Here is a 22,522-nt window from a genome sequence, read left to right on the forward strand (position 1 = left end):
TCCCCATCGTGGGGAGGGGCCGGCCTTTCACTCGATCAGCTGCCGCTCAACCGTGCCGGTTGATCAGCTGCTGGGTGACGGCGTCGGCGTCGCGGACGGGGACGTCGGGCTGCTGGCGGTCCCGGTGCTGCCAAGTCTCGCCTCGGCGTCGAGGGCCTTCTGCAGCGCGGCCGACAGTTTCTTCTGCTGCTCTCCGTATGCGGTGAAGTCGCCCTTCGCCAGTGCGGCCTGGCCGGCCTTGATGGCGTCGTTGGCTTCATCCAGGGCTGCCTTCAGCGCGGCCTTGGCATCCTCCGAGCCCGGCGAAGCGGGCGTCGTGCCGGGAGACGTGGGAGTCTTGCCGTTGTTTGGCGAGTCTCCGGCGCTTGCTCCGGACCGGCCGCCGAACAGCTTGTTGAGGGCCTCGTCCAAGGTGGGCTCGAAGGCGATCTTGTCGCCGAAGGCCACGAGTACCCGCTGCAGCGTCGGGTAGGAGGTCTCACCCGTGGACTTGAGGTACACGGGCTGGACGTAGAGCATGCCGCCGCCGGCGGGAAGTGTCAGCAGGTTGCCGTTGAGCACATCCGAGGCACCCTGCCGCAGCAGGTTAAGCGCCTGGGACACGGTGGGATCGGAGTTGAACTTGTTCTGCGCCTGGCCGGGACCGGGCACCTGTGATTCCGGCGGAACCTGCAGCAGCCGGAGCTGGCCGTAGCTCTCGGCCTTCACGCCCTTCTGTGAGCCGGCGTCGGAATCGGCCGCGAGGAAGCCGTAGAGGACGTTCCGGGCGTTGTTGTTGACCACCTGCGGAATGTAGGACGAGGTCAGCTGGAACGCGGGCGTCTTCTGGTCCGGCATCTGCAGCGACATGTAGAACGGCGGCTGCTTGACCTCCTGCGACACGGTGGGATCGTTCGGAACGCTCCACGCGTCGTCGTTCTTGTAGAAGCTCACGGGATCCGTGACGTGGTAGCGGCCCAGCAGTTCACGCTGGACCTTGAACAGGTCCTCCGGGTAGCGGACGTGGCTCATGACAGCGGCGGACATCTCCGAATACGGCTTCAGGGTGGAAGGGAACACCTTCTGCCAGGCCTTCAGGAGCGGGTCCTGGTCATCCCAGGCATACAGCGTCACGGAGCCGTCATAGGCGTCCACGGTGGCCTTAACCGAGTTCCGGATGTAGTTGACGGAGCTGTTGGGCAGCGCCACGTTGCGGCCGGCGGTGGTCTGCGAGTCCGTGGTGGCGTCGGAGAGCTGCTCCTGCTGCGAGTACGGGTAGTACTGGCTGGTGGTGTAGCCGTCCACGATCCACTTGACCCGGCCGTCAACCACGGCGGGGTAGGCATTGCCGTCGACCGTAAGGTAGGGCGCCACCTTCTGCACGCGCTCACGCGGGTTGCGTTCGTACAAAATCTGGGAGGCGTCGTTCACGCCGTCGGACAGCAGCAGGTCCGAGGACTGGAACTTGATCGAGTACAGGACCTTGTTAAGGAAGCTGCCAACGTTCGGGCCGCCGTTTCCGGTGAACGTGTACTGCGTCTCGCCGCCCTCCTTCGAGGCGGGGCGGTCCTGTTCGCGGTGCGGAGCGCCTTCCGGGGCACCCACGATTGAGTACTCCGGGGAGTCCTCACCGAAGTAGATGCGGGGCTCGTAGGTCGCGTCAGTGCCGAGGACACCGGTGGACGGGATGCCGGATTGCAGGAACTCCGGCTTACCGTCGACCGTGAACTTGTTGCCCTTCGCGGCAACCACACCGTAGCCATGGGTGTACACGACGTGGCGGTTCAGCCAGGACTGCTGGTCGGCGGCGAGGCCGTCCGGGTTGAGCTCACGCACGGCGATGACGGTGTCCTGCACCTTGCCGTTCACCGTGTACCGGTCAACGTTGAGCGCCTTGGGGAACTGGTAGTACGGGCGGAACTGCTCAAGCTGCGAGAAGGCGTCCGAGATCAGGTTCGGATCCAGGAGCCGGATGTTGGCCGTGGTCTGCGCGTCCGGGGCCAGGGCCCCTTGGGTAGTAGTGGTGGTGGCGTTGTACCGCTCCACCTTCACCTGGTCCAGGCCGTACGCCGACCGGGTCATGCCGATGTTCCGCTCGATGTACTTCCGTTCCAGGGTCTGCTCGGACGGGCGCACCTGGAACTGCTGGATGACCCACGGGTAGACGCCGCCGGCCAGGATGGAGGTGATGACCAGCATCGCCGTGCCGATCACCGGAAGCCGCCACTTGCCGATGATGGCCGCGACAATGAAGAGGATGGCCACGAGTGCCGCCGCCACGGCCAGGATCGCCTTGGTGGGGATGACGGCGTTGACGTCGGTGTACAGCGCGCCAGCCCAGCGGCCGCCGTTGTTCTGCAGTGCGGAGTAGCGGTCCAGCCAGAAGTTGATGCCCAGCAGGATCAGGAACGAGGCACCGGTGACGGCGAGGTGGATCTGCGCGGCGCGGCTGGTGAAGATGCCGCGCTCCATGATCCTGATGCTGCCGTACAGGTAGTGCGTGAGGATGCCCGCGATACCGGCCACTATTGCCACGCTGATCAGGAACCCGGTGACGAAGCCCAGGAACGGCAGCGTCATCAGGTAGAAGCCGATATCGAGCCCGAACTCCGGATCCTTCTGGCCGAAGGACTCCTGGTTGAAGAACAGCATGACCTTCTGCCACTGGCTGGAGGCCGCGCTGCCGGCGAAGAGCCCAAACAGCACGGGCAGCCCGATCATGACCACGCGCCGCACGGGTTCAAGCTGCGCCTGGTAGCGGTTGAGGTTGTCCCGGATTTCCGAGTCCGGCGCGTAGACCGGGCGGGCGTGGTAGGCGATCCGGATCGCGTAAAACACGGCCGCGAACATGATGAGGAAGCCGGCGGCGAAAATGCCGATTCTCGCCAGGTTCTCAGTCAGGAACACCTCGAAGTAGCCAAGCTGCTGGTACCACAGGACGTCCGTCCATACATTGGCGAAGAAGATGAACCCGACAACAACCAGCGCAACGACGATGAGCGTGGGCGTCAATGCACCGCGCCTTGTCTGGAGTCTTCCGGGCGGGGTGGGGCTGGCAGGACGGGACAAACTCGTACCTCATAGCTTTGTCAGTTGCTGGTCTTAATTTTAAGTTTTCAGTGGAGGCCACGCATAGCGCCGGCACCGGCTGTCAATTAGTGCCACGAGCGGACCGGAGCCTTAGTTCCTCGATTTAGTCTAGTTGTTGGTGCAGGTGGGAAGTCCCGACGTGTCGGCGCCCTTGGCGGCCAGCTCGACGGCGGACTTTGCCTCCGCCAGGTTTTCCACCTTGACCACCTGCAGCCCGTCCGGAACATGCCCCACAACTTCTGCGCAGTTCGCCGCCGGGGCCAGGAACATGGTGGCGCCATCGGCCCGGGCACCGTGCATCTTGACGGCAATGCCGCCGATCGGTCCCACCACGCCGTCGGGGGTAATCGTGCCGGTCCCGGCGATGTGTTTTCCGCCGGTGAGATCGCCCGGCGTCAGGGTGTCCGTGATGCCCAGGGCGAACATCATCCCGGCGCTGGGGCCGCCCACCTTGTCCAGGGAGATCTTTACGTCGAACGGGAAGGTGAAGCGGTACTGCAGCAGCACGCCCAGGATGTAGCGTCCGGACGGGTTCTTCGCTGGAGTCACCGTTTCGGTCACCTGCTTGCCGTCCCGGCTTACGACGACGACCGCGGGCTTCCCCTTTCCGGCGGCCAGTTCTTCCTGGATCACCTCAAGTGACGTGACAGGTTTGGCGTTGATGGAGGTGAAGACGTCCCCCTTCTGCAGTTTGCCCTGCGCGGCCGAACCCTCAGACAGGTCCGCCACTTCGAGCTTCTGCGTGTAAGGGATATCCAGCCCCTTCAGGGCCGCCGCCACAGCGTTTTCCTGCGACGTGGCCATGGCCACGGCACTCTCCTGCTGTGATTCCTCCTTGGTCACGCCCGTCGGGAAGATCAGTTCCTCGGGGTACACCGCCTTGGAGCCGTCAAGCCACGCCGAGAACGCCTCAAAGACACTCACGGGGCCGTTGGGGCCGCCGTCGACATAGACAGTGGTGAGATCGAGGTTGCCCTTGGCCGGGAAGGTCTCGCGGCCGGACACGCTAATCACCGGCTTCGTATTTTCCGTGCCCAGTGTGTTGAACGTGGGCCCGGGCGATTCCACCACGTAAGGGACGGGAAGAACCGCGGCCGTCACGCCCAGCCCGAGCGCAAGAAGCCCGGACAGTGTCATGGCGGAGATGCGGGGATCCCTGCCCCGGGCACGCCGCCACCGGCGGGCATCCTCGGTTCCGTCGGGATTCCCGCCACCGGCGGCAGGCGCCGGGGACTCCTCTGCGGGCTGGCCGCCCTTGGTTATCGTCACTGAAGGACCTCTCCGCACCGCGTCATTCAGCGCTGCACCGCGGCCGCAGCCCGGCGGACGGCCGGGGCGCAGCCTACATACGTTCCGGCTTCTAACACTACGCGTCCCGGCCTGCCGTTAGCTCTTTGCCTACAGCGAACGTCCCGGCTTTCGGCAGACAGCCACTCCCACACAGGGGTAGCGTGAAGTTGATTAATAGTCACACCGACGATCGGCGGGATCATGACCTCCAATCCACTCAATCCGTCCAACGGCGACGAAAATCCAAAGGATCCGCTGGCGGAGATGCTGCAGAACCTCATGGGCGGCAAGGGCCTGGGTGACATTGACCCCGCAGAACTGGCCAAAGCCGCCGGACTGCCGAACGATCCCAACCTGCTGGCCCAGATGTTCTCCCAGGTGCAGGCCATGATGAGTGCGCCCTCGGAGGGCCCCGTCAACTGGAAGCTCGCCCATGACAACGCCCGCCGTGTTGCCGCCGGCAGCGCCGACCCGTCGGTCACGTCCGCGCAGTCACGGGAAGTGGATGAGGCGCTGCGGCTCGCGGAACTCTGGCTGGACCAGGTGACGGACCTGCCCGCCACCGGCCTCATCGGCAAGGCGTGGTCCCGCGCCGAATGGGTGGAGGAGACGCTCGGCACCTGGAAGCGGCTGACGGAGCCGGTGGCCAACAGCGTGGCCAACGCCCTCTCCACAGCCATGACGGAGCAGATGCCGGAGGAGATGAAGTCCATGATGGGCGGCGCCTCGTCCATGCTGCAGAACGTGGGCGGCGCCATCTTCGGCATGCAGCTGGGCCAGGCCATCGGAGCACTCTCCACCGATGTGGTCAGCTCCACGGACATCGGCGTTCCGCTGGCCGATCTGGAGATGGCACTGCTTCCCGGCAACGTGGCCAAGTTCGGCGAGGGGCTCAGCCTTCCCGAAAACGACATCCGGCTCTTCCTCGCCGTCCGCGAGGCCGCCCACGCCCGCCTGTTCGTCCAGGTTCCGTGGCTTCGCGGGCACCTGCTCGGTGCCATTGAGGCCTACGCCCGCGGCATCCACATCGACACGTCGCGGATCGAAGAGCTGGCCCGGGATCTCGACCCCAGCAACCCGGAGGGAATCCAGGAGGCCCTGTCGCAGGGCGTCTTCATGCCCCAGCGCACGCCCGAACAGGACCAGGCCCTGCAGAAGCTGGAGACCGCACTGGCCCTTGTCGAGGGGTGGGTGGACGAGCTCACCGCAGCCGCCACCGAAAAAGTGCTCCCCTCCGCAGCGGCGCTCCGCGAAACGGTCCGCCGCCGGCGGGCCACCGGCGGTCCCGCGGAACACGCGTTCGCTTCCCTCGTGGGGCTGGAGCTGCGGCCCCGCCGCCTCCGCGAAGCAGCCACACTGTGGGCATCGCTCAAGGCCGAGCGCGGCATCGACGGCCGCGACGCCATCTGGAAGCATCCCGACCTCCTCCCCACTGCCGAGGACCTTGACGACCCCAAGGGATTCAGCGAACGCCGCAAGCTCGCCGAAGCCAGTGACAGCGAGGTGGACGACGCCCTCCAGAAGCTGCTGAACGGCGGCTTCGACAGCCTGGCTGACAGCGGTGACGAAAAGACCGGCAGTGACGAAGGCGAAAACCCTGCCGACGACGAGGGCGAGGCGCCGAAGGGCTAGTGTAGTTCCAGCCGAACTAGAGGCCGACGTCGAAGGGTAACCGCCCGGCGTCGGCCTCTTCTGTTTGTCCTGCATCGTCGGGGGCCAGCCCGCGCGACGTGGCAAAGGACACGCCTTCCAGGAAGGCTTTGGCACGCTCCGTTTCGGGATACGCCTCGAGCAGCTTCCAGAACGCCGCGTTGTGTCCCGCCACCAGCAGGTGCGCCAGTTCATGCAGCAGCACATAATCGATGACCCACTGCGGCATGGGCCGGAGCTTGTCGGAAAGCCGGATGGACCCGTCCGAGGGGGTTGCTGAACCCCAACGGGAGTTTTGGTTGCTGACCCACCGGACCGAGGCCGGGGCCGACCTGCCGCCGAGGTAGCTGGCCGAGAGCTGCGCGGCGTGCGCGGCCAGCGCCGCGTCGGAGGAAGGCCGCCGCCCGGCACCGCTGGAACGCTTCTCCCCCTGGGTCCGAAGCTTCTCCAGCATCCGGTGAACCCAGTCCGCTTCCTGCGCTCTGCTGAAGTGGGCGGGGATGGCCACGACGGCGGTGCCGTTCTCCCAGAAGGCCGCCACCGTGCGGCGCCGGCGGGCGGAGCGGCGGACCTCCACGGGAGCGCCGTCGTGGGTGGTCAGTGGCGTGCTGGTTTCTGGTTTCCCGGGCATTACAGCGTGCTGCTTTCCGTCAGGACCGCGAGGACTGCCTCGCCGTACCGCTCCAGTTTGGACGGGCCGACGCCGGCGAGCCGGGCCAGTTCCTCAAGTGAGGAAGGCCTGGCCTCGGCGATGGCTGTCAGGGTTGCATCGGTGAAAACCACGAAGGCAGGGACGTCGGCGGAATGCGCGACCTCCTTGCGCCATTCACGCAGCGCGTTGAACGTCTGTTCTTCATAGCTGGGCGGGCACTGGCTGCAGCGGCCAACCTTCCTCTCGGCTCCGCTGGCCAGCATGCTCCCGCAGACCCGGCACGAGGCGGGGGCGGCCGCCTTGCGGCGCGGCGTGGTTCCCCTCCCCCGGGCGGCCGAGCTGGCCACCGAGTCGGGGCGCAGCCCGTCGAGGAAGCGGGACGGCTTCCGGTTGGCGCGCCCGCCCGGGGTCCTGGCGGTGGACCAGGAAAGGGACAGGTGCTCGCGGGCACGGGTGATGCCGACGTACAGCAGCCTGCGTTCCTCGTCCACCGCGGCGGGATCGTCAGCGAAAGAGATGGGCATGAGCCCCTCACTCAGCCCCACGAGGAATACCGCGTCCCATTCGAGACCCTTTGCCGCGTGCAGGGACGCCAGCGTGACCCCCTGGACGGTCGGGGCGTGCTGGGCAACGGAGCGCTCCTGAAGCTCATTGACAAAGTCGGCCAGGCCGAACTGCGGCCCGCGGTTCTGCGCCAGCTCGTCCGCCAGGGCCACCAGCGCGGCCAGGGATTCCCACCGTTCCCGCAAGGCGCCGCCGCTGTGCGGGGCGGTGTCTGTGTAGCCCAGTGACGCGACGATATCGCGCACCAGCTGGCCCAGAGGCTGGGGGTCGGACTCGGCCACGGCACGGGTGGCTGCCCGGAGCTGGAGGATCGCGTCGCGGACCTCCTTCCGCGCGAAGAACCGCTCGCCGCCGCGAAGCTGGTAGCCGATCCCTGCCGACGCCAGAGCCTGCTCGTAGGCCTCCGACTGGCCGTTGGTGCGGAACAGGACAGCGATTTCACTCGCCGGCACGCCGTCGTCGAGGAGGGTGCGGATCTTGCCGGCGACCGTTGCAGCCTCGGCTTCGTCATCCGTGCACTCTGTGAAGTGCGGCTGGGGTCCGGGGTTCCGCTGGGCCACGAGCTTCAGCGGGGCGGCCCAGGCAGCGTCGGCCGCCGGTCCGCCGCTCCGGCGTGAGGCCAGCAGATCGTTGGCGAGCTTGACCACCTGCGGAGTGGACCGGTAGTCCCGGACCAGCTTGACCACGTTCGCGTCCGGGTACTGGGCCTTGAACCCGAGGAGGTGCTTCGGGGACGCTCCGGTGAATGAGTAGATGGTCTGGCTGGCGTCGCCCACAACGCACAGGTCGTTGCGGCCACCAAGCCAGAGCTCCAGGAGCCGCTGCTGCAGCGGCGAAACGTCCTGGTATTCGTCCACCACGAAGTGCCGGTACTGTTCCCGGACCGTCGCCGCCACCTTGGGGTCTTCCTGCAGGATGCCGACGGTGATGAGGAGGACGTCCTCGAAGTCGATGACGTTGCGGTCCGTCTTGACGTCCTCGTAGGCCTGGAACACCCGGGCCACGGCCGTGAGGTCAAAGCCTCCAGGCGCGCCCCTGTCCTGTGCGTTTTCCAGGTAGTTGGCGGGGGTGAGCATGGATACCTTGGCCCACTCGATTTCGGACGCCAGGTCCCGGATGGAGGCGCGGTCGGTACTGAGCCGGAGCCGTCGGGCGGCCTCGGCGATCATCTGCGCCTTGTGGTCCAGCAGGTTGGGCAGCGCCCCGCCCACCGCCTGCGGCCAGAAGAACTGCAGCTGCCGCAGCGCGGCCGCGTGAAATGTCCTGGCCTGGACGTTTCCGACCCCAAGGTCGCGGAGCCGGCTGCGCATTTCCGCTGCCGCGCGTGCCGTGAACGTGACAGCCAGCAGCCGCTGCGGGCTGTACACCCCCGACTGCACACCGTAGGCGATCCTGTGGGTGATGGCGCGGGTCTTGCCGGTGCCGGCTCCGGCGAGCACGCAGAGCGGGCCGGTCAGGGTGGTGGCCACTTCCCGCTGCTCCGCGTCGAGGCCGCCAAGGATCCGGTCCTCCAGGGAGGCGTTGCCATCAGGATTTTCTGTCGTCACTTCTTGCTGCTTGCTTTACGGGGATGGATGGGCTGCTCCGCCATGGAGGCGTTTACGGAAGTAGGTTTTTGCCGGCCTGAGGACTGTTCAGTCGTCAGCCGGACGGTCCTGGATCACGCCGCCGTACCAGTGCTCGATGAGGGACCTGGCGATGGAAAGCCTGGTGGAGATGACGATTTCACCGCTGAGCACGGCTTCCTGGACTTCCTCCCGGCTGAACCAGCGCGCCCTGGTGACCTCGACGCCGTCGGGCTTTGCTTCCGTGTCATCGGTGACGGCGGTAAAGCCGAGCATGAGGGACGCCGGGAACGGCCACGACTGGGAGCCGAGGTACTGGCATGCCTTGACCCGCACCCCCACCTCTTCCTGGATTTCCCGGACCACGGCCTGTTCCAGGGATTCCCCGGGCTCGACGAACCCGGCCAGCGTGGAGTAGTTCTTGGCGTCCAGCGGACCGCCTCCCCCCAGCAGGACACGGCCGTCCGGGCCAACCACCGTGACGATAATGGCCGGATCCGTGCGCGGGTAGTGTTCGGAGTTGTCAGCCGGGCACCGCCGGACCCATCCGCCGGCCTCCACGTTTGTGACGGCGCCGCACCGGGGACAGTGGGTGTGGGTGGCGTGCCAGTTGGCAATGGCACTGGCCTCAACGAACAGCGCGGTGTGGGTCGGATCCAGTTGCGCCGCGACGTCCCGGAAGCCTTCCCAGCTGGCTCCGGCGGGCAAGCCGGCCGGACCGGGGTCCACCGGTTCGGGCAGGATGAACAGCAGGACGCCGGTTCCTGCGGGAAGGTCTCCGGAGCCGAGTGCCGCGCCGAGATAGATGATATGCACCGGGCCGGACGCCGACCGTTCGAGCCGGTCCAGCAACGGTCCGGCCTCTGCCAGGACCAGTGCGTCCCCGTGGACCAGGGCGTGCCGGCCGGACAGGAGCATGGCCTTGGCCGTTCCCGCTGCCAGCAGATCCGGAACGAGGCCGGGCCTCATCCGTTCAACCGACCCCCTGTTGACCATTGCGGGCCGGACCGGCAGGACGGTGTCGAAGAGATGGTTGGCCGGCAGTTCGCCGGCCAACAGCTGATTTTCCGGCATCGCGCCGCCCGCTTGACCGACCGGCACTGCGGCCTCCGCATGACTCATGTATCCACCGTACTGACTCGCAGTGACAATTTACATTTCGGGCGGCCGCCGCCGGGCCTGGAGGTACCTCTCCGTTGGCCCCCGCGCAGCCATATTTAGGCGGATCTCGAGACTCGCCGCGACACATCATGGTCTTGGACGCCGCTCAATCTACCGTGGAACCGTGAGAAGAGAACCAATCGAACTGGCAGCTGTGGCCACCGCGGCAGTCCCCGGACTGAGCCCGACTGCTGTGAGCTCTGCCCCGGACGACCCGGCAGACTTTGATTCGGCTCTCCTTCTGGATGCCGAAGGCAAACGCTGGCGCGTCCGCTCACCCCGGCACGCGGAAGCCAGCACCAGGCTGGAGACCGAATTCCTGGTGCTGCGCGCGTTCGCACCCGGCATCCGGGCCGAACTGCCGTTTCTCATGCCCACGGTGGCCGGCACCGTCCGGCAGCAGAACCTGACCACCTTCGTGTACTCCCACCTGCACGGCGCCACGCGCACCGTTGAAGAGCTGACGGCTGGTCCGCAGGAGCTGGCGAAGGAGATCGGCACCGCCCTGGCGGCCATTCACGACCTGCCCCGCGCGCTGGTCAGCAACGCGGACCTGCCCAGCTACACCCCCAACGAGTTTCGCCAGCGCAGGCTCAATGAACTCGACATGGCCGCAACCACAGGCAAGATTCCGGCCCTCCTGCTGCGCCGCTGGGAGCACGCCATGGAAGACGTCTCACTGTGGCGGTTCAACCCCTGCGTGGTCCACGGGGACCTGCACGAGGACAACCTGCTGGTCGAGGGCCACCGCGTCACGGCCGTCACCGGCTGGACCGACCTGCGCATCGGCGACCCCGCCGACGATCTCGCCTGGCTCGTGGCATCCAATGAGCACGACTTCGTCGACGCCGTGGTCACGCACTACACCGCGAAGCGCCGGGACGCACCGGACACGCACCTGCTGCGCCGTGCCGCGCTCTCGGCCGAATTTGCCTTGGCCCAGTACCTTGTCAAGGGCATCGCGGCGGCCGACGCCGACATGATCGCCGAGGCCGAAGGAATGCTTTCCACGCTGGCGGACGACATCGCCGAATACGGCGGCCAGCCCATCAGCGTGGAACCGCCGCCCCCGGCCAAGCCCGACGCCGCGCCAGCCGGCCAGGCACCGGCCGCACCCGGCCTCGTCGACGCCCCGGCGGCCACCGACATTTCCGAGGCCATGCCCGCCGTCCACGTCACGCCCATCCCGGTTGTGGTGACTCCCATCCCGGTCGACGTGACGCCCATCCCGGCTGACGCGGCACCTGTCCCGGTTGACGCGAAGCCCCTCCCGGTCGAGGTGACGTCCATCCCGGCTGACGGGGAGGACGGCCGGGAGAACGCAGACCAGCCGTCAGACCGGGACACGTCGCAGGGCGCAGCGGAGGATTCTGACGCGGCGGAGGGTGCCGGCGCCCCTGGCGGTGCTGAAGCAGACGGTGCCAAGGTCGAGGCACCTGGGGATGCACCGGCCCCGAAGCCCTCAGGCACCGACACCTCCACTGTCGCCCTCACGGTGGTTGACGCCAAGACGACCTGACTGGCCAGCGTTCAACCGGCCAGCGTTCAACCGGCGAGTGTTCCAACCGGCCAGTTTTCCTGGCTGGCGTGAACCTCGTAGCCCGTGCGCTCCCCTAACCCGTGTGCGCCCCTAACCTGCGTGCGCACCTAACCTGCCAGGGCGGCAGCCACGATCTCTTCGAGTTCGGCGCCAGATGCCAGGTCGTGCGGGCGCACCACGTGGTTGTCCGCGACGTAGAAGAAGGCCGCCCGGACCTCTTCCAGCGGCACGCCCTTCAGCCTTGCCCAGGCGAGCCGGTAGACGGCCAGCTGGACACTCTTGGTCTTCAGCTGCCCGGCGGACGGCCGGCGGCCGGTCTTCCAGTCCACGAGGTCCCAGCCGCCGTCGGCGTCCTGGAACACCGCGTCGATGCGGCCGCGGACAACGACGTCGCCGATCCGGGTCTCCACCGGGACTTCCACGTACGCGGGCGAGCGGTGTGCCCACCGGGAGTCCCTGAAGGTGGCCACCATGTCATCGAGGCCGTAGGCCTCGTCGATGTGGTTGTCAGAACCGGGTGCTTCGCCTAGATCCAGCATTCCTGCCGTTCCAAAGTACTCTTCCACCCAGGCGTGGAAAGCGGTGCCCTTGCGCGCGGACATGCCAGGTTCGCGCGGGACGGGCCTCCGTAGCCGCTGGACAACAGCCTCGGCGTCCTCCCCCAGGTCCACCAGAGTGGACGCGGAGATATGCCCGGGCAGATACACGTCGCGGCTACGGGCCCGCCTGGCACGCCGTTCCAGAAGGAGGGCAGCCTCGCGATCCCAACCTGCAGCCTGGGGACGGAGCCCCTGGCCTGCCGGGAGCCCCGGCGCACCAGCTTCGACGGCGGCGATCTCGGTGAGCAGCCGTTCCGCGGCGCGGTCCATGGCCGCCCGCCGTCCCGGCACAAGCCGGAGCCGGTTGCCGCTGCGGGGGTCAACAGGACCTTCCAGCGGATCATACGGCCAGCCCGCCACCTCCAGTTCCCGGGTCAGGGGACTCTCCTGCGGCAGGGATTCCTCATCCACAGAACCAGGGTGGATTTCCGCGGTTTCCCCCTCTGCCAGAGGCGCCAGCTCGGCAAGGAACGGCGACATCTCCGCCATCCCGCCGCGCCCGCCGACCCACGCTCCGCTGGAAACCCAAAGCACGTGTTTGGCGCGGGTGTAGGCAACGTAGGCCAGCCTCCGCTCCTCAGCCTCGCCGTGGGCCTGGACGTCACCCTTGAACACCTTCTCGGCGTCCAGCCATCCCTTCTGGTCCGGCTGGTCAATGTCCCACTGTGGAAGATCCGCACGGTCACCCCGGAGAGGCCAGGGCAGGGCCGCGGCACCGCTGCTCCACCTCGAGTCGCGGCTGCTGGGGAACGCGCCCGAGTTCAGGCCCGGCACGAACACGACGTCCCATTCGAGACCCTTCGAGGCGTGCACCGTCAGCAGCTGCACGGCCTCGTGGTTGACGTCTGCGGGCGGCACGTCCAGGCCGCCCTCCTCCGATGCGGCCGCCTCCAGCCAGGAAAGGAAGGCCAGGACGTCCACCCGGTGGGAGGTCTGCAGGAATCCCGCGGCCGCGTCCTGGAACGCATCCAGGTTCCGCCGCGCCTGGTGAATGCTGAACCCGGGCCTGGCGGCAACCTCGATGTCCAGCAGCATGGCCCGTTCCACTTCGCCCAGCAGGGTGGTCAGGTCCTCGCCCATCAGCCCCCGGAGCTGCCGCAGCTCCGTGCCCAGCCGCTGCAGCCGTTCCCGGGCCGGAGGTGTCAGGCGGCGGCCGTGGGCGGACGTCCACCCCTCGTTGGGCAGCCAGTCCAAGGCCTCGACGAGGCTGGCCGAATCGGTGATGTCGCCCTCGATGACGACGTCGGCAGCTTCCGGATCCCCGTCGCCCGACAGGTCGTTCGCACCCAGCCCACGGCCGCTATCAACCGTGCCGCGGCGCCGGGCAAGAAACGAGGACCAGTCCCGGAACGCCATAAGGTCGGCGGGGCCGATCCTCCAGCGGGCACCGGCCAGGAGCCGCATCAGCGAATCCGAGCGGCCCGGATCCGCCAGGACCCGCAGCGTGGAGACCAGGTCCACGATTTCGGGAGTGTCCAGCAGCCCCCCGAGGCCCACGATTTCGTAGGGGATTCCTGTGGCCTCGAACTCCTTGCGGAGGCATTCCATTTGCGCGCGCCTGCGGCACAGTACGGCCATGGCAGGCTGGACGCGCGGTTCCGGGGAGGACCCGTCGAAATCAGTGGCCCGGAACTTCAGGAGGTCCTTGGCGATCGCCGCTGCTTCATCTTCATCGGTGGCAAAACGGCCAATCACCACCCGGCCCTGCACCGCGGCCGGGCTCGGCCGCAGCGCAGGGACCTCCACGGCGGCGCTGGAGGATCGCTGCCCCGCGGGTCCCGCCTGCGCCGCCGCGGCGCTGAGCGGAGCGGAGATGAGGTTGGCGGCGGCCAGGATGTTGCGGCCGTTCCGCCAGGCCGTGGTCAGATACGAAACGGGGGCGGGACGCCGGGATGCCTCTCCTGACTGGCTGTCCGCCACACAGACCGGAAACTCATTGACAAAGTGGAACAGCTGTCCGGCGGACGCCCCGCGGAAGCCGTAAATGGACTGGTTCGGATCACCTACGGCCGTGACGGCATGGCCGTCCCCGAAGAGCCTGGAGAACAGCACCAGCTGGGCGTGCGAGGTGTCCTGGAATTCATCCAGCAGCACCACCTTGTAGCGCTGGCGCTCCATCTCGGCGGCCAGGGGCACCTCCCGGGCCACACGTGCTGCGAGCGCCACGAGGTCGCCGAAGTCCAGCGCTCCGCGTGCTCTCTTGGCTTCCGCATACCGCCCCACGAGCTCTGCCACGCTTGCCCGGGTCCGGAGCATGGCTCCCAGTTCGCCGGCGGCCTGGGTGGGGTTCTTCTTGGCCCCGGCGACATACGGCAGGGCCTCGAACCCGGCGAACCGCTGCATCAGCCAGCCCTGGACATCCGCTGGCTCCTGGAGGTGCTCCGCGCACTCCCCCGCGAGCTGGATGACGGCTTTGACGAGGGTGGACTTGGCCACCCTGAAATGCGAGTATTCGCCGTCGAACGCCTCAACCACCTCGCTGGCCAGCTGCCAGGCCTGTGCGCCGCCGAGCAGCACGACATCCCGCTCGATCCCCAGCCGCAGGCCGTAGTCGGAGACGATGCCGCTGGCGAACGAGTGGTAGGTGGAAACCTTGGGTTCCAGGGCGTCGGCGCTGAGAAGCGCCCCTGCCATGGCACCGCCGGCGCCGCCGGCGGCCGTCCGCTGCAGCGCACTGAGCTTGGCACGGATGCGGCTGGCAAGTTCACCGGCGGCCTTCCTGGTAAACGTGACGCCCAGGACTTCCTCCGGCTTGACCCATCCGTTCGCCACCAGCCAGAGGACGCGGTCGGCCATGGTGGCCGTCTTGCCGGAGCCCGCGCCGGCGATGACCAGCCGGGGTGCAAGCGGCGAGGAGATGATGGCCGACTGTTCCGCCGTCGGCAGGTTTTTCTCCCCCAGCAGGAGAGTCAACTCTTCGGGACTGAATCTGGGCGCGGGCAGCTCTGCCGTCCGGCTCATTCGGTAACCTGCTTTCCCCGCGAACACAGCGGGCATACTTCCGGAAGCCGGCAGCCGACGCCGCCGAATCCGGCCTTGGCGGGATCGTGCCTTGCCTCGAATTCGTGGCCGGACATCACGGCGGCTGAGTCGTTCACCATTTCCAGGGCCCAGTTGTCCCCCGGGTCCAGCGGATCCTGCTGCTGGATGCCCGGGCTCTTGGTGGCTGTGCCCAGCTGGGCGAGCACCGCGCCGCCGGGCTGGGGCCCGGCGTCGGAAGCCTCGGCGGCGCCAAAACCTCCGGCCAGCACAGCTGCCTGATAGGCGCCCAGTTGCGGGTGCCTGTCCAGTTCAGCCTTGCCCGGCTGCCGTTTGCCCGTCTTGAGGTCAACGATCACCAGCCGCCCCTCGGCGTCGATCTCCAGCCGGTCCACCTGTCCGCGCAGGACGGCTGACCGGGGACCGTCATCGGAGGGAACATCGCCGCGGGGAACGGCACCGGGCTCAGGCAGGATCACTTCAAAGTCCTGCTCGACACCCGCCAGACGCCGGCCTTCGCTGCGCATGACCAGGACGTACTGCGCCAGTTTCCGGACCATGGCTTCCGCCCTGCGGAAGTCCAGTTTCCCTTCCCAGTTGTCCTTCATGCCCAGGGCCGGCCAGCGCCGGACCAGTTCGGCGAGGTACTCGGCTCCACTGGCATCCGGAAGGTCCTGGGCGATGGCGTGCACCAGGGTGCCAAGGCTGCGGGCGAAATCCGTTGCCGCCTCGCCGCCGGCGGCCTGGATGAACCAGTCCAGCGGCGATTTCTGCACCGACTCCACCTTGGACGGCGAAACGTAGACGGTGCCGCCCGGAGGCACAACCCGGTCCACGGACGTCAGCGGGGCCAGCCCCCACCAGGTGTCCGGATGGGCTCCCGGAACGGGAGCCTCTGCCGTGGCAAGGCGGCCCAGCACACGCACGGCCTCATCCGCCTCCGCGGCCAGCCTGCCGTCGAGCTGGGCGTACTGGCGGAGTTCCGCCACGAGCGCACGCAACGTCAGGGGCCGTTCCACCGGCGTGTAGCCGCGGCCCTCCTGGTCGGGCGGCAGCGGCGCGACGTAGTCCAGGAAGGAGGACGGCTGTTCATCCTCCGACGACACGGCGGTGCACAGCAGCACGTCCTTGGCCCGGGACACCGCCGTGGAAAAGCTGCGGAGTTCGTCGTACCGGATCTCGCGCAGCCGGCTCAGCGGACCAAGCTGGAGCGCGTACTCCACACCGTGTTCGACGGCGTCCGCGAACAGCGTGCTGCCCAGCAGCTCGCCGCGGAGGCGGGTGTTGGGCCAGACGCCTTCCTGCAGGCCGGCGACGATGACGAACGGCCATTCCCGGCCGGCGGCGCTGGCAGGCGTCATGAGTTCCACGGCGTCGTCCACCTGGGCCCGCGCCGCCAGCGTATCCATGGGCAGTTCCTGGTTCAGCAGGTACTCCAGGAACTGTTCGGGGCCCGATCCGGGCATCTGGTCCACGTAGCGCTCGGCAGTGTGGAACAGCGCCATCATGGCGTCCAGGTCCCGGTCCGCCCGCGCCCCCACAAGTCCGCCGGCCAGGGCAGCGGCCGTCCATGCCGCCGCGAGCCCGGTGGAGTGCCAGAGTGCCCACAGAACTGTCTCGGCGTTGGACCCGGACTCGCCAACGGCCTTCTGCCCGGCCTGGATCATCCGCGCCACCCTGCGCGCCGACCGGCCTTCGATGCCCAGTGAGCCAAGCGCGCCGGGCTCCAGGAGCGCCTCCACGAGCAGGGAATCGCTGGAGCGCCCGCCACCGCCCAGGAGTTCCTCCCGCCGCAGCGACTGGCGGAGCCGGCGCAGTTCGAGGGACGTTGCCCCGCCGATCCGGGACGTCAGCAACGACACGGCAGATTCGGGCGTGAGGACCGCGGGATCCAGGGCCACCGCGTAGGCATCGAGCAGCGGACGGACGGCCACCTCATCGCGCACGGCGGACTCAGCCACCGGAATCCGCACGGGAATCCCCTGGCCGGTCAGGTAGCGCTGCAGCTGGCTCAGCTGGCCGCCGTTCCGGACAATGACGGCGATGTCCTCGAACGGACGCCCGTCCCTGAGATGTGCCTCGAGGATCCTTTGGGCGACGAACCGCAACTCATGCACGGCCGAGGGCAGAAGGTGCGCCTCCACGGTGCCGCCTGCCGGCCGGGCAGCGTCACCCGAAGCAGTATCACCGGGGTCTCCGGCACTATCAGCAGGGTCCGGGCCGACCGGGTCCAGGCGGCGGGAGAGCTGGCCGCCGGACCGGAGGGATATCCGGTCGGCGACTCCCAGCCACGCCTGGGCCACGGCCGGCTGGTGGCGGTGGGCATGGGACAGCGGCTTCTCGACCACTGTCCGCTCCTCGCCGCCCAGAAGGCCCGGGAGCTCTGCCACGAGGTCCGGACGGGCTCCACGGAAGCCCTGCACCACTGTGTCCGGCGCGGACGTCACGTAGACATCCTTGCCGGCGGCCACATCGGCGAGGAGTTCGAAGACGGCCGGGTTGGCCTCCTGGATATCGTCCACCAGAATCAGCTGGAGACGGTCGCGTTCCGCCGCCAGGAAGTCCGGGAAATCCTGAAAGAGCTGGCGGGCCGCGGTGATGATGCCCGCGGGATCAAAGGCCTCCGGCATCCGCAGGTCCAGGACGTCGCGGTACTCGGCATACAGTGCGGCAGCGGCAATCCAGTCCGGCCGTCCGCAGGCGTGGCCCAGCCCCGCAAGGTCCTCGGCTGTGCGGCCCGTCTCTGTAATACGGTCGAAGAGCTGGCGGACCTCGTGCCGGAACCCGCGCGTCGGCAGGGCCGCGGTCAGGTCATCGGGCCAGGGCAGCCCGAGGCCCGGCAGGGCGTGCCCCTCCAGCAGTTCCTTGATGATGAGGTCCTGCTCCGGGCCGGACAGGAGCCGCGGAGCCTTCGACAGCGGCAGGAGCCCCCCTGCCTTGGCACGGCGGATGAGGTCAAAGGCATACGCTGCCCAGGTGCGGGCGGGCGTGGTGCTCAGACTCCGGTTCAGCCTTGCGGTGAACCGGTCACGGAGAGTGTCGGCCGCAAGCCGTCCGGGGGCGAGAATGAGGATTCGTTCGGGGTCCACCCCTTCCGCCTCCACCCGGCGGATGGCCGCCTCGATGAGCACGGTGGACTTTCCGGTGCCGGGCGCGCCGGGGACCAGCACGGGGCCGGATCCCCGGGGCAGGTCGACGGCGGCCAGCTGGTCCGCGGTGAGGACCAGAACGCGGGAGTGCACCTGGCGCGGGGGCAGCAGCCGAAGACCGGTGGGCGGGAACGGGGCGGCGGCGAAAGAGTCCGCGTGGTCCCGTTCCGATGTGAGTGCGGATGCCGGGTGGACTGACGCCGGATGGGCGGTCTGATCGAGGGTTGCGGTCACACGGACATTCCATCATCCGGCACTGACAATTTTCGCAGCGACGCTTCGAGCCGCTCGGCAATCGCGTCCAGGGCGTCGAAGTCGGCGTCGGACGGGGCCCACCGCGCAGCGGTCAGATCCACCCGCCACCGGCCTTCGCCCGTCCGCAGGTACCCGCGATAGTCGCCGCGCAGGGGCGTGCCCTCCTGCAGGTAGTAGTTGAGGGCCTCGGACTCATGGCCATCGGGGGCCAGTCCGCTGGCCCGCAGCACCCGCCACCACGGAACGCCGCTGCCGTAATGGCTCAGCACGGACCCCACCTGCCGCGGCCCTCCGGCCCCAAGGAGTTCAGCGACATCGCCATAAGCCACCGCCGAGCCGGCCGGGATGAGGTCGACCACCGCCAACACCGCCTCTACATACTCCGCCCGCATGTCCCCAGACTATCGGCCGGCAGTCACCATCGGCCGTCAGGACGGGCGCCGTGTGCGTCGTCCCACACCGCGTCTTCCCACAGCATGCCGGACACGCGCAGGGCAAGCACCGTTACTGTCGGTGCCTCCGGGTAATTTGGAGCCATGAGCACTTGGAACACTCTCCCCCGGGCCGCGTTCGACCTCGAAACCACGGGCCGCAACTCCCGTGCCGCCCGGATCGTGACGGCTTCCGTCACCCTGGTGGACAGCTCCGGGGACGTGATTCGGGAGCATGAATGGCTTGCTGACCCGGGGGTTGAGATTCCGGCGGAGGCAAGCGACATCCACGGGATCACCACCGAACACGCCCGCAGCCATGGCCGGCCTGCAGCCGAGGTCACCAAGGAAGTCGCTGCCGTGCTCCAGGGGCTCTTCGACGACGGCGTTCCGGTGATCGCCTTCAACGCCAGCTACGACTTCACCGTCCTGGCCGCCGAGTCGGCCCGCTACGGCGTGCCGCAGCTGAGCCGGTTCCCCGTCCTGGACCCCTACATCATGAACAAGCAGGTGGACCGGTACCGCAAGGGCAAGAGGACGCTGACGGCCCTGTGCGAGGAGTACGGCGTCGAGCTGGAAAACGCCCACACATCAGCCGCGGACGCACTCGCAACACTGCGCATGCTTGACGCCATGGCCGGCAAATTCCCTAAACTGAGCATGCCGGCCAGCCAGCTGCACCAGCTTCAGGTGGACTGGGCCGTCAGCCAGGCGGCCGATTTCCAGCAGTACCTCCGCAAGACCAAGCCCGCCGCCGTCATCGAGGGTGACTGGCCGGTGCTGCCTCCTGAGGACGCCAGCCGCGGCGGCTTCTGACTGGTGCGACGCATTTCACAAAAACGGGCACACCCTGCCAGTGCCCGGGCAATGCCTTGCTGATTCTGTAACAGCAAATTCTTTCATTGCTATTGACCTGCCGGTTGCCTAAAGTCCGCATTATATTCGGCCAATGCCGCCAGGTTCCGTTCATTACGTCGTCTAACGGCCACGTTAAGGCCAGGTGAGACAATTAAGTTTTGCGGGCGCGCCTCTGCGGCGCCGGATCCCGGCGACAGACGGCTTGATTGCCCGCCCCCGTTTATCCCAATGAAAGTGATGCGTGATGAAAATCAAAGCCTTGAAGTGGCTGTCCACGGTTCCCGTGGCCGTGGTCATGGCCGTATCCCTGGCTGCCTGCGGTGGAGGCACCGCTGCTCCCAGTGGCTCGTCGACCGATGCCCTCGCCGGCAGCGACCAGCAGGCGCTGGACAAGTACACCACCAAGGACGTCACCGCCCTGGACAAGATCGACAAGTCCAAGCTCGGCCTGATCACCCCGGGCGTCCTCAAGGTCGGCACCCTGTCCGACGCCCCGCCCAACATCTTCATCGACAAGGATGGAAACTTCACGGGGTATGACAACGAACTCCTGAAGGCCATGGCGGCCAAGCTCGGCCTCAAAGTGGAGTTCGCGTCGACCAAGTTCCAGAGCCTCCTTGCCCAGGTGAAGAACAAGCAGTTCGACGTCGGATCCTCCTCCATCTCCACCACGGACGCCCGCCGCGGGACCGTGGCCTTCACCAACGGCTACGACTTCGGCTACATGGCGATCGTGACCAAGGATGACGCGAAGGTGAAGACCTTCGACGACCTGAAGCAGGGTGTACGCATCGGCGTCGTGCAGGGCACCGTCCAGGACGACTTCGTCACCAACACGCTGAAGCTGGAGCCGGTCCGCTTCCCGGACTACAACACCGTCTACGCCAACGTGAAGAGCGGCCAGATCGACGCCTGGGTTGCCCCGTCGCAGCAGGCCGAGGGCCAGGTCAAGTCCGGCGACGGCACGAAGATCGCCGAGAAGAAGGTCAACACCCAGAACTTCACGGCGTACGCAGTGGCCAAGGACAACCAGCCCCTCAATGACGCGCTGAACTCGGCGCTCGACGCCGTGATCGCCGACGGCACGTGGACCAAGCTCACCACCCAGTGGTACACGGACCGCCCGACCATCAAGGAGCAGACTCCTGAGGGCTGGAAGCCGGGCAGCAAGGCCGTCCAGGTCCCCACGAAGTAACCAACTGACAGGCGCCACATGGATTATCTGAACAGGCTCGCCGAGACCTTCCTCGACTGGAAGGCCATCGCCGAGGTACTCCCGGCCATGTTCTCGGTCGGTCTGCCCAACACCCTCGTCCTCGCAATCGTCTCGGGCATCATTGGCTGCGTGGCCGGCATGGTGCTGGCCCTGATGGGCATCTCGCGTAATCCTGTGGCGCGGTGGGCCGCCCGGGTGTACACGGACGTGTTCCGTGGACTCCCGGCGGTTCTGACCATTCTCGTCATCGGCCTCGGCTTCGGCCCGATCTTCCGCGAGCTGACCGGGGTCACGAGCCCGTACCCCATGGGCATAGCCGCACTCTCGCTCATGTCCAGCGCCTACATCGGAGAGATTTTCCGCTCCGGCATCCAGAGCGTGGACAAGGGCCAGCTCGAGGCCGCGCGGGCGCTGGGCTTCGGGTACGGCCCCTCGCTGCGCATGGTCGTGGTGCCGCAGGGCATCCGCCGGGTGCTCCCGGCGCTGGTGAACCAGTTCATCGCGCTGATCAAGGAGTCCTCGCTGGTCTTCACCCTGGGACTCCTGGCCTCCGAGCGGGAACTGTTCCAGATCGGCCAGGACGCCGCCGCCCGGAGCGGCAACCTGTCCGGCTACGTGGCGGCTGCCGTGTTCTACCTCGCGATGACTGTCCCGCTGACGCACCTGGTCAACTGGATCGACGCGCGCCTGCGCACCGGCCGGCCGCAGAAGATGGAACCGGACGAGGCTGCCGCCGTCGTCGGGAAGGGAGCCCACTCATGAGCCAGTTCACGTCAGGCTCTCTCGAAGCGAAAAACGTCCATCTCGCCTTCGGGCACAACAAGGTCCTCCGCGGCATTGACCTGAGCGTCCCGGCTGGCACCACTGCCTCGGTGATCGGTCCGTCCGGCTCCGGTAAGTCGACCCTGCTGCGCGTCATGAACCGGCTGATCGAACCGGATGCCGGAGACATCCTCCTGGACGGCAAGTCGGTCCTGAAGGAGAACCCTGATGAGCTCCGGCGCAGGATCGGCATGGTGTTCCAGCAGTTCAACCTCTTCCCGCACAAGAGCGTCGGCGAGAACGTGGCTTTCGCCCTGCGGAAGCTGCGGAAGCTGCCCAAGGAGCAGGCGCGTGAGGAGGCCCTCAGCCAGCTCGACCTCGTCGGGCTCAGGCACAAGGCCGACGTCCGCCCTGCCACCCTCTCCGGCGGTCAGCAGCAGCGGGTGGCGATCGCACGCGCCCTCGCCATGAAGCCGGAGGTCATGTTCTTCGATGAGGCCACCTCCGCCCTCGACCCCGAGCTCGTCAAGGGGGTCCTGGCCCTCATGGCGGACCTGGCGAAGGGCGGCATGACCATGGTGGTGGTGACCCACGAAATGGGCTTCTCGCGCAACGTCTCGGACAGCGTGACCTTCATGGACGGCGGTGTGGTGGTGGAGTCCGGTCCGCCGGAGCAGGTCTTCGGCAACCCGGAGACGGAGCGGCTGCAGGGCTTCCTCTCGGACGTCCTCTAGCGGCCAACCAGAACACCGGAACACCGAAACACCGAAAAACTCTGGCAC

At 67.5% G+C, this 22,522-nt stretch carries 15 protein-coding genes; 6 read left to right on the forward strand and 9 right to left on the reverse strand.

The annotated features are described in order from the left end of the window. Window positions 1–63 precede the first annotated feature (63 nt). Together ACFQ50_RS22250 and ACFQ50_RS22255 are read right to left on the reverse strand one after the other, a co-directional pair. Window positions 64–3,048: a UPF0182 family protein gene (locus tag ACFQ50_RS22250; protein ID WP_377997779.1), complete on the reverse strand. Its 2,985-nt coding sequence runs from the start codon at window positions 3,046–3,048 to the stop codon at window positions 64–66. 129 nt (window positions 3,049–3,177) lie between these two features. Continuing rightward, on the reverse strand, window positions 3,178–4,338 hold the full coding sequence (locus ACFQ50_RS22255) for a PDZ domain-containing protein (RefSeq protein WP_377997780.1): 1,161 nt from the start codon (window positions 4,336–4,338) through the stop codon (window positions 3,178–3,180). Window positions 4,339–4,560: 222 nt separating this feature from the next. Between ACFQ50_RS22255 and ACFQ50_RS22260 the strand changes: the two genes are divergently transcribed. Next, window positions 4,561–5,991: a zinc-dependent metalloprotease gene (locus tag ACFQ50_RS22260; protein WP_377997781.1), complete on the forward strand. Its 1,431-nt coding sequence runs from the start codon at window positions 4,561–4,563 to the stop codon at window positions 5,989–5,991. Between the two features lie 16 nt (window positions 5,992–6,007). Here ACFQ50_RS22260 and ACFQ50_RS22265 read toward each other — a convergent pair whose 3' ends face one another. The 3 genes from ACFQ50_RS22265 to nudC form a co-directional block, all read right to left on the reverse strand. Then, a complete protein-coding gene (locus tag ACFQ50_RS22265) occupies window positions 6,008–6,640 on the reverse strand; it encodes a M48 family metallopeptidase (protein ID WP_377997782.1) in 633 nt (210 codons plus the stop codon). Further along, window positions 6,640–8,772, reverse strand: coding sequence for an ATP-dependent helicase (locus tag ACFQ50_RS22270; RefSeq protein ID WP_377997783.1), 2,133 nt, complete (start codon window positions 8,770–8,772; stop codon window positions 6,640–6,642). Before ACFQ50_RS22270 ends, ACFQ50_RS22265 begins: the two co-directional genes overlap by 1 nt. Before the next feature lie 87 nt (window positions 8,773–8,859). Then, window positions 8,860–9,912: an NAD(+) diphosphatase gene (nudC, locus tag ACFQ50_RS22275; RefSeq protein WP_377997784.1), complete on the reverse strand. Its 1,053-nt coding sequence runs from the start codon at window positions 9,910–9,912 to the stop codon at window positions 8,860–8,862. Window positions 9,913–10,075: 163 nt separating this feature from the next. Between nudC and ACFQ50_RS22280 the strand changes: the two genes are divergently transcribed. Next, window positions 10,076–11,470: a macrolide 2'-phosphotransferase gene (locus ACFQ50_RS22280; RefSeq protein ID WP_377997785.1), complete on the forward strand. Its 1,395-nt coding sequence runs from the start codon at window positions 10,076–10,078 to the stop codon at window positions 11,468–11,470. A 128-nt stretch (window positions 11,471–11,598) separates the two neighbouring features. Here ACFQ50_RS22280 and ACFQ50_RS22285 read toward each other — a convergent pair whose 3' ends face one another. The 4 genes from ACFQ50_RS22285 to ACFQ50_RS22300 form a co-directional block, all read right to left on the reverse strand. Beyond that, the gene (locus ACFQ50_RS22285; RefSeq protein WP_377997786.1) at window positions 11,599–15,051 is read right to left on the reverse strand and encodes an ATP-dependent helicase; all 3,453 of its coding nucleotides are present in this window, start codon (window positions 15,049–15,051) and stop codon (window positions 11,599–11,601) included. Further along, window positions 15,048–18,311 carry an ATP-dependent helicase gene (locus ACFQ50_RS22290; protein WP_377997792.1) on the reverse strand — a complete coding sequence of 1,088 codons (3,264 nt, stop codon included), beginning with the start codon at window positions 18,309–18,311 and terminating at the stop codon, window positions 15,048–15,050. Before ACFQ50_RS22290 ends, ACFQ50_RS22285 begins: the two co-directional genes overlap by 4 nt. Before the next feature lie 137 nt (window positions 18,312–18,448). Next, the gene (locus ACFQ50_RS22295; protein WP_377997787.1) at window positions 18,449–18,865 is read right to left on the reverse strand and encodes an MGMT family protein; all 417 of its coding nucleotides are present in this window, start codon (window positions 18,863–18,865) and stop codon (window positions 18,449–18,451) included. A gap of 23 nt (window positions 18,866–18,888) precedes the next feature. After that, entirely contained in the window at window positions 18,889–19,011 is a 123-nt protein-coding gene (locus tag ACFQ50_RS22300) for a hypothetical protein (protein WP_377997788.1), read from the reverse strand. On the opposite strand from ACFQ50_RS22300, the gene ACFQ50_RS22305 reads away from it, so the two are divergent. The 4 genes from ACFQ50_RS22305 (at window position 19,010) to ACFQ50_RS22320 (ending at window position 22,474) form a co-directional block, all read left to right on the forward strand. Then, window positions 19,010–19,720: a 3'-5' exonuclease gene (locus tag ACFQ50_RS22305; RefSeq protein WP_377997789.1), complete on the forward strand. Its 711-nt coding sequence runs from the start codon at window positions 19,010–19,012 to the stop codon at window positions 19,718–19,720. The genes ACFQ50_RS22300 and ACFQ50_RS22305 overlap by 2 nt on opposite strands. A gap of 286 nt (window positions 19,721–20,006) precedes the next feature. Next, a complete protein-coding gene (locus tag ACFQ50_RS22310) occupies window positions 20,007–20,957 on the forward strand; it encodes an ABC transporter substrate-binding protein (RefSeq protein ID WP_377997790.1) in 951 nt (316 codons plus the stop codon). An 18-nt stretch (window positions 20,958–20,975) separates the two neighbouring features. Further along, window positions 20,976–21,740 (forward strand): amino acid ABC transporter permease, encoded by a 765-nt coding sequence (locus ACFQ50_RS22315; RefSeq protein WP_354258232.1) that lies wholly within the window; start codon window positions 20,976–20,978, stop codon window positions 21,738–21,740. Next, entirely contained in the window at window positions 21,737–22,474 is a 738-nt protein-coding gene (locus ACFQ50_RS22320) for an amino acid ABC transporter ATP-binding protein (protein WP_377997791.1), read from the forward strand. The genes ACFQ50_RS22315 and ACFQ50_RS22320 overlap by 4 nt, the downstream gene beginning before the upstream one ends. Window positions 22,475–22,522 lie beyond the last annotated feature (48 nt).

Source organism: Arthrobacter sp. NPDC056493 (assembly GCF_042795115.1).
Classification (GTDB): Bacteria; Actinomycetota; Actinomycetes; order Actinomycetales; family Micrococcaceae; genus Arthrobacter.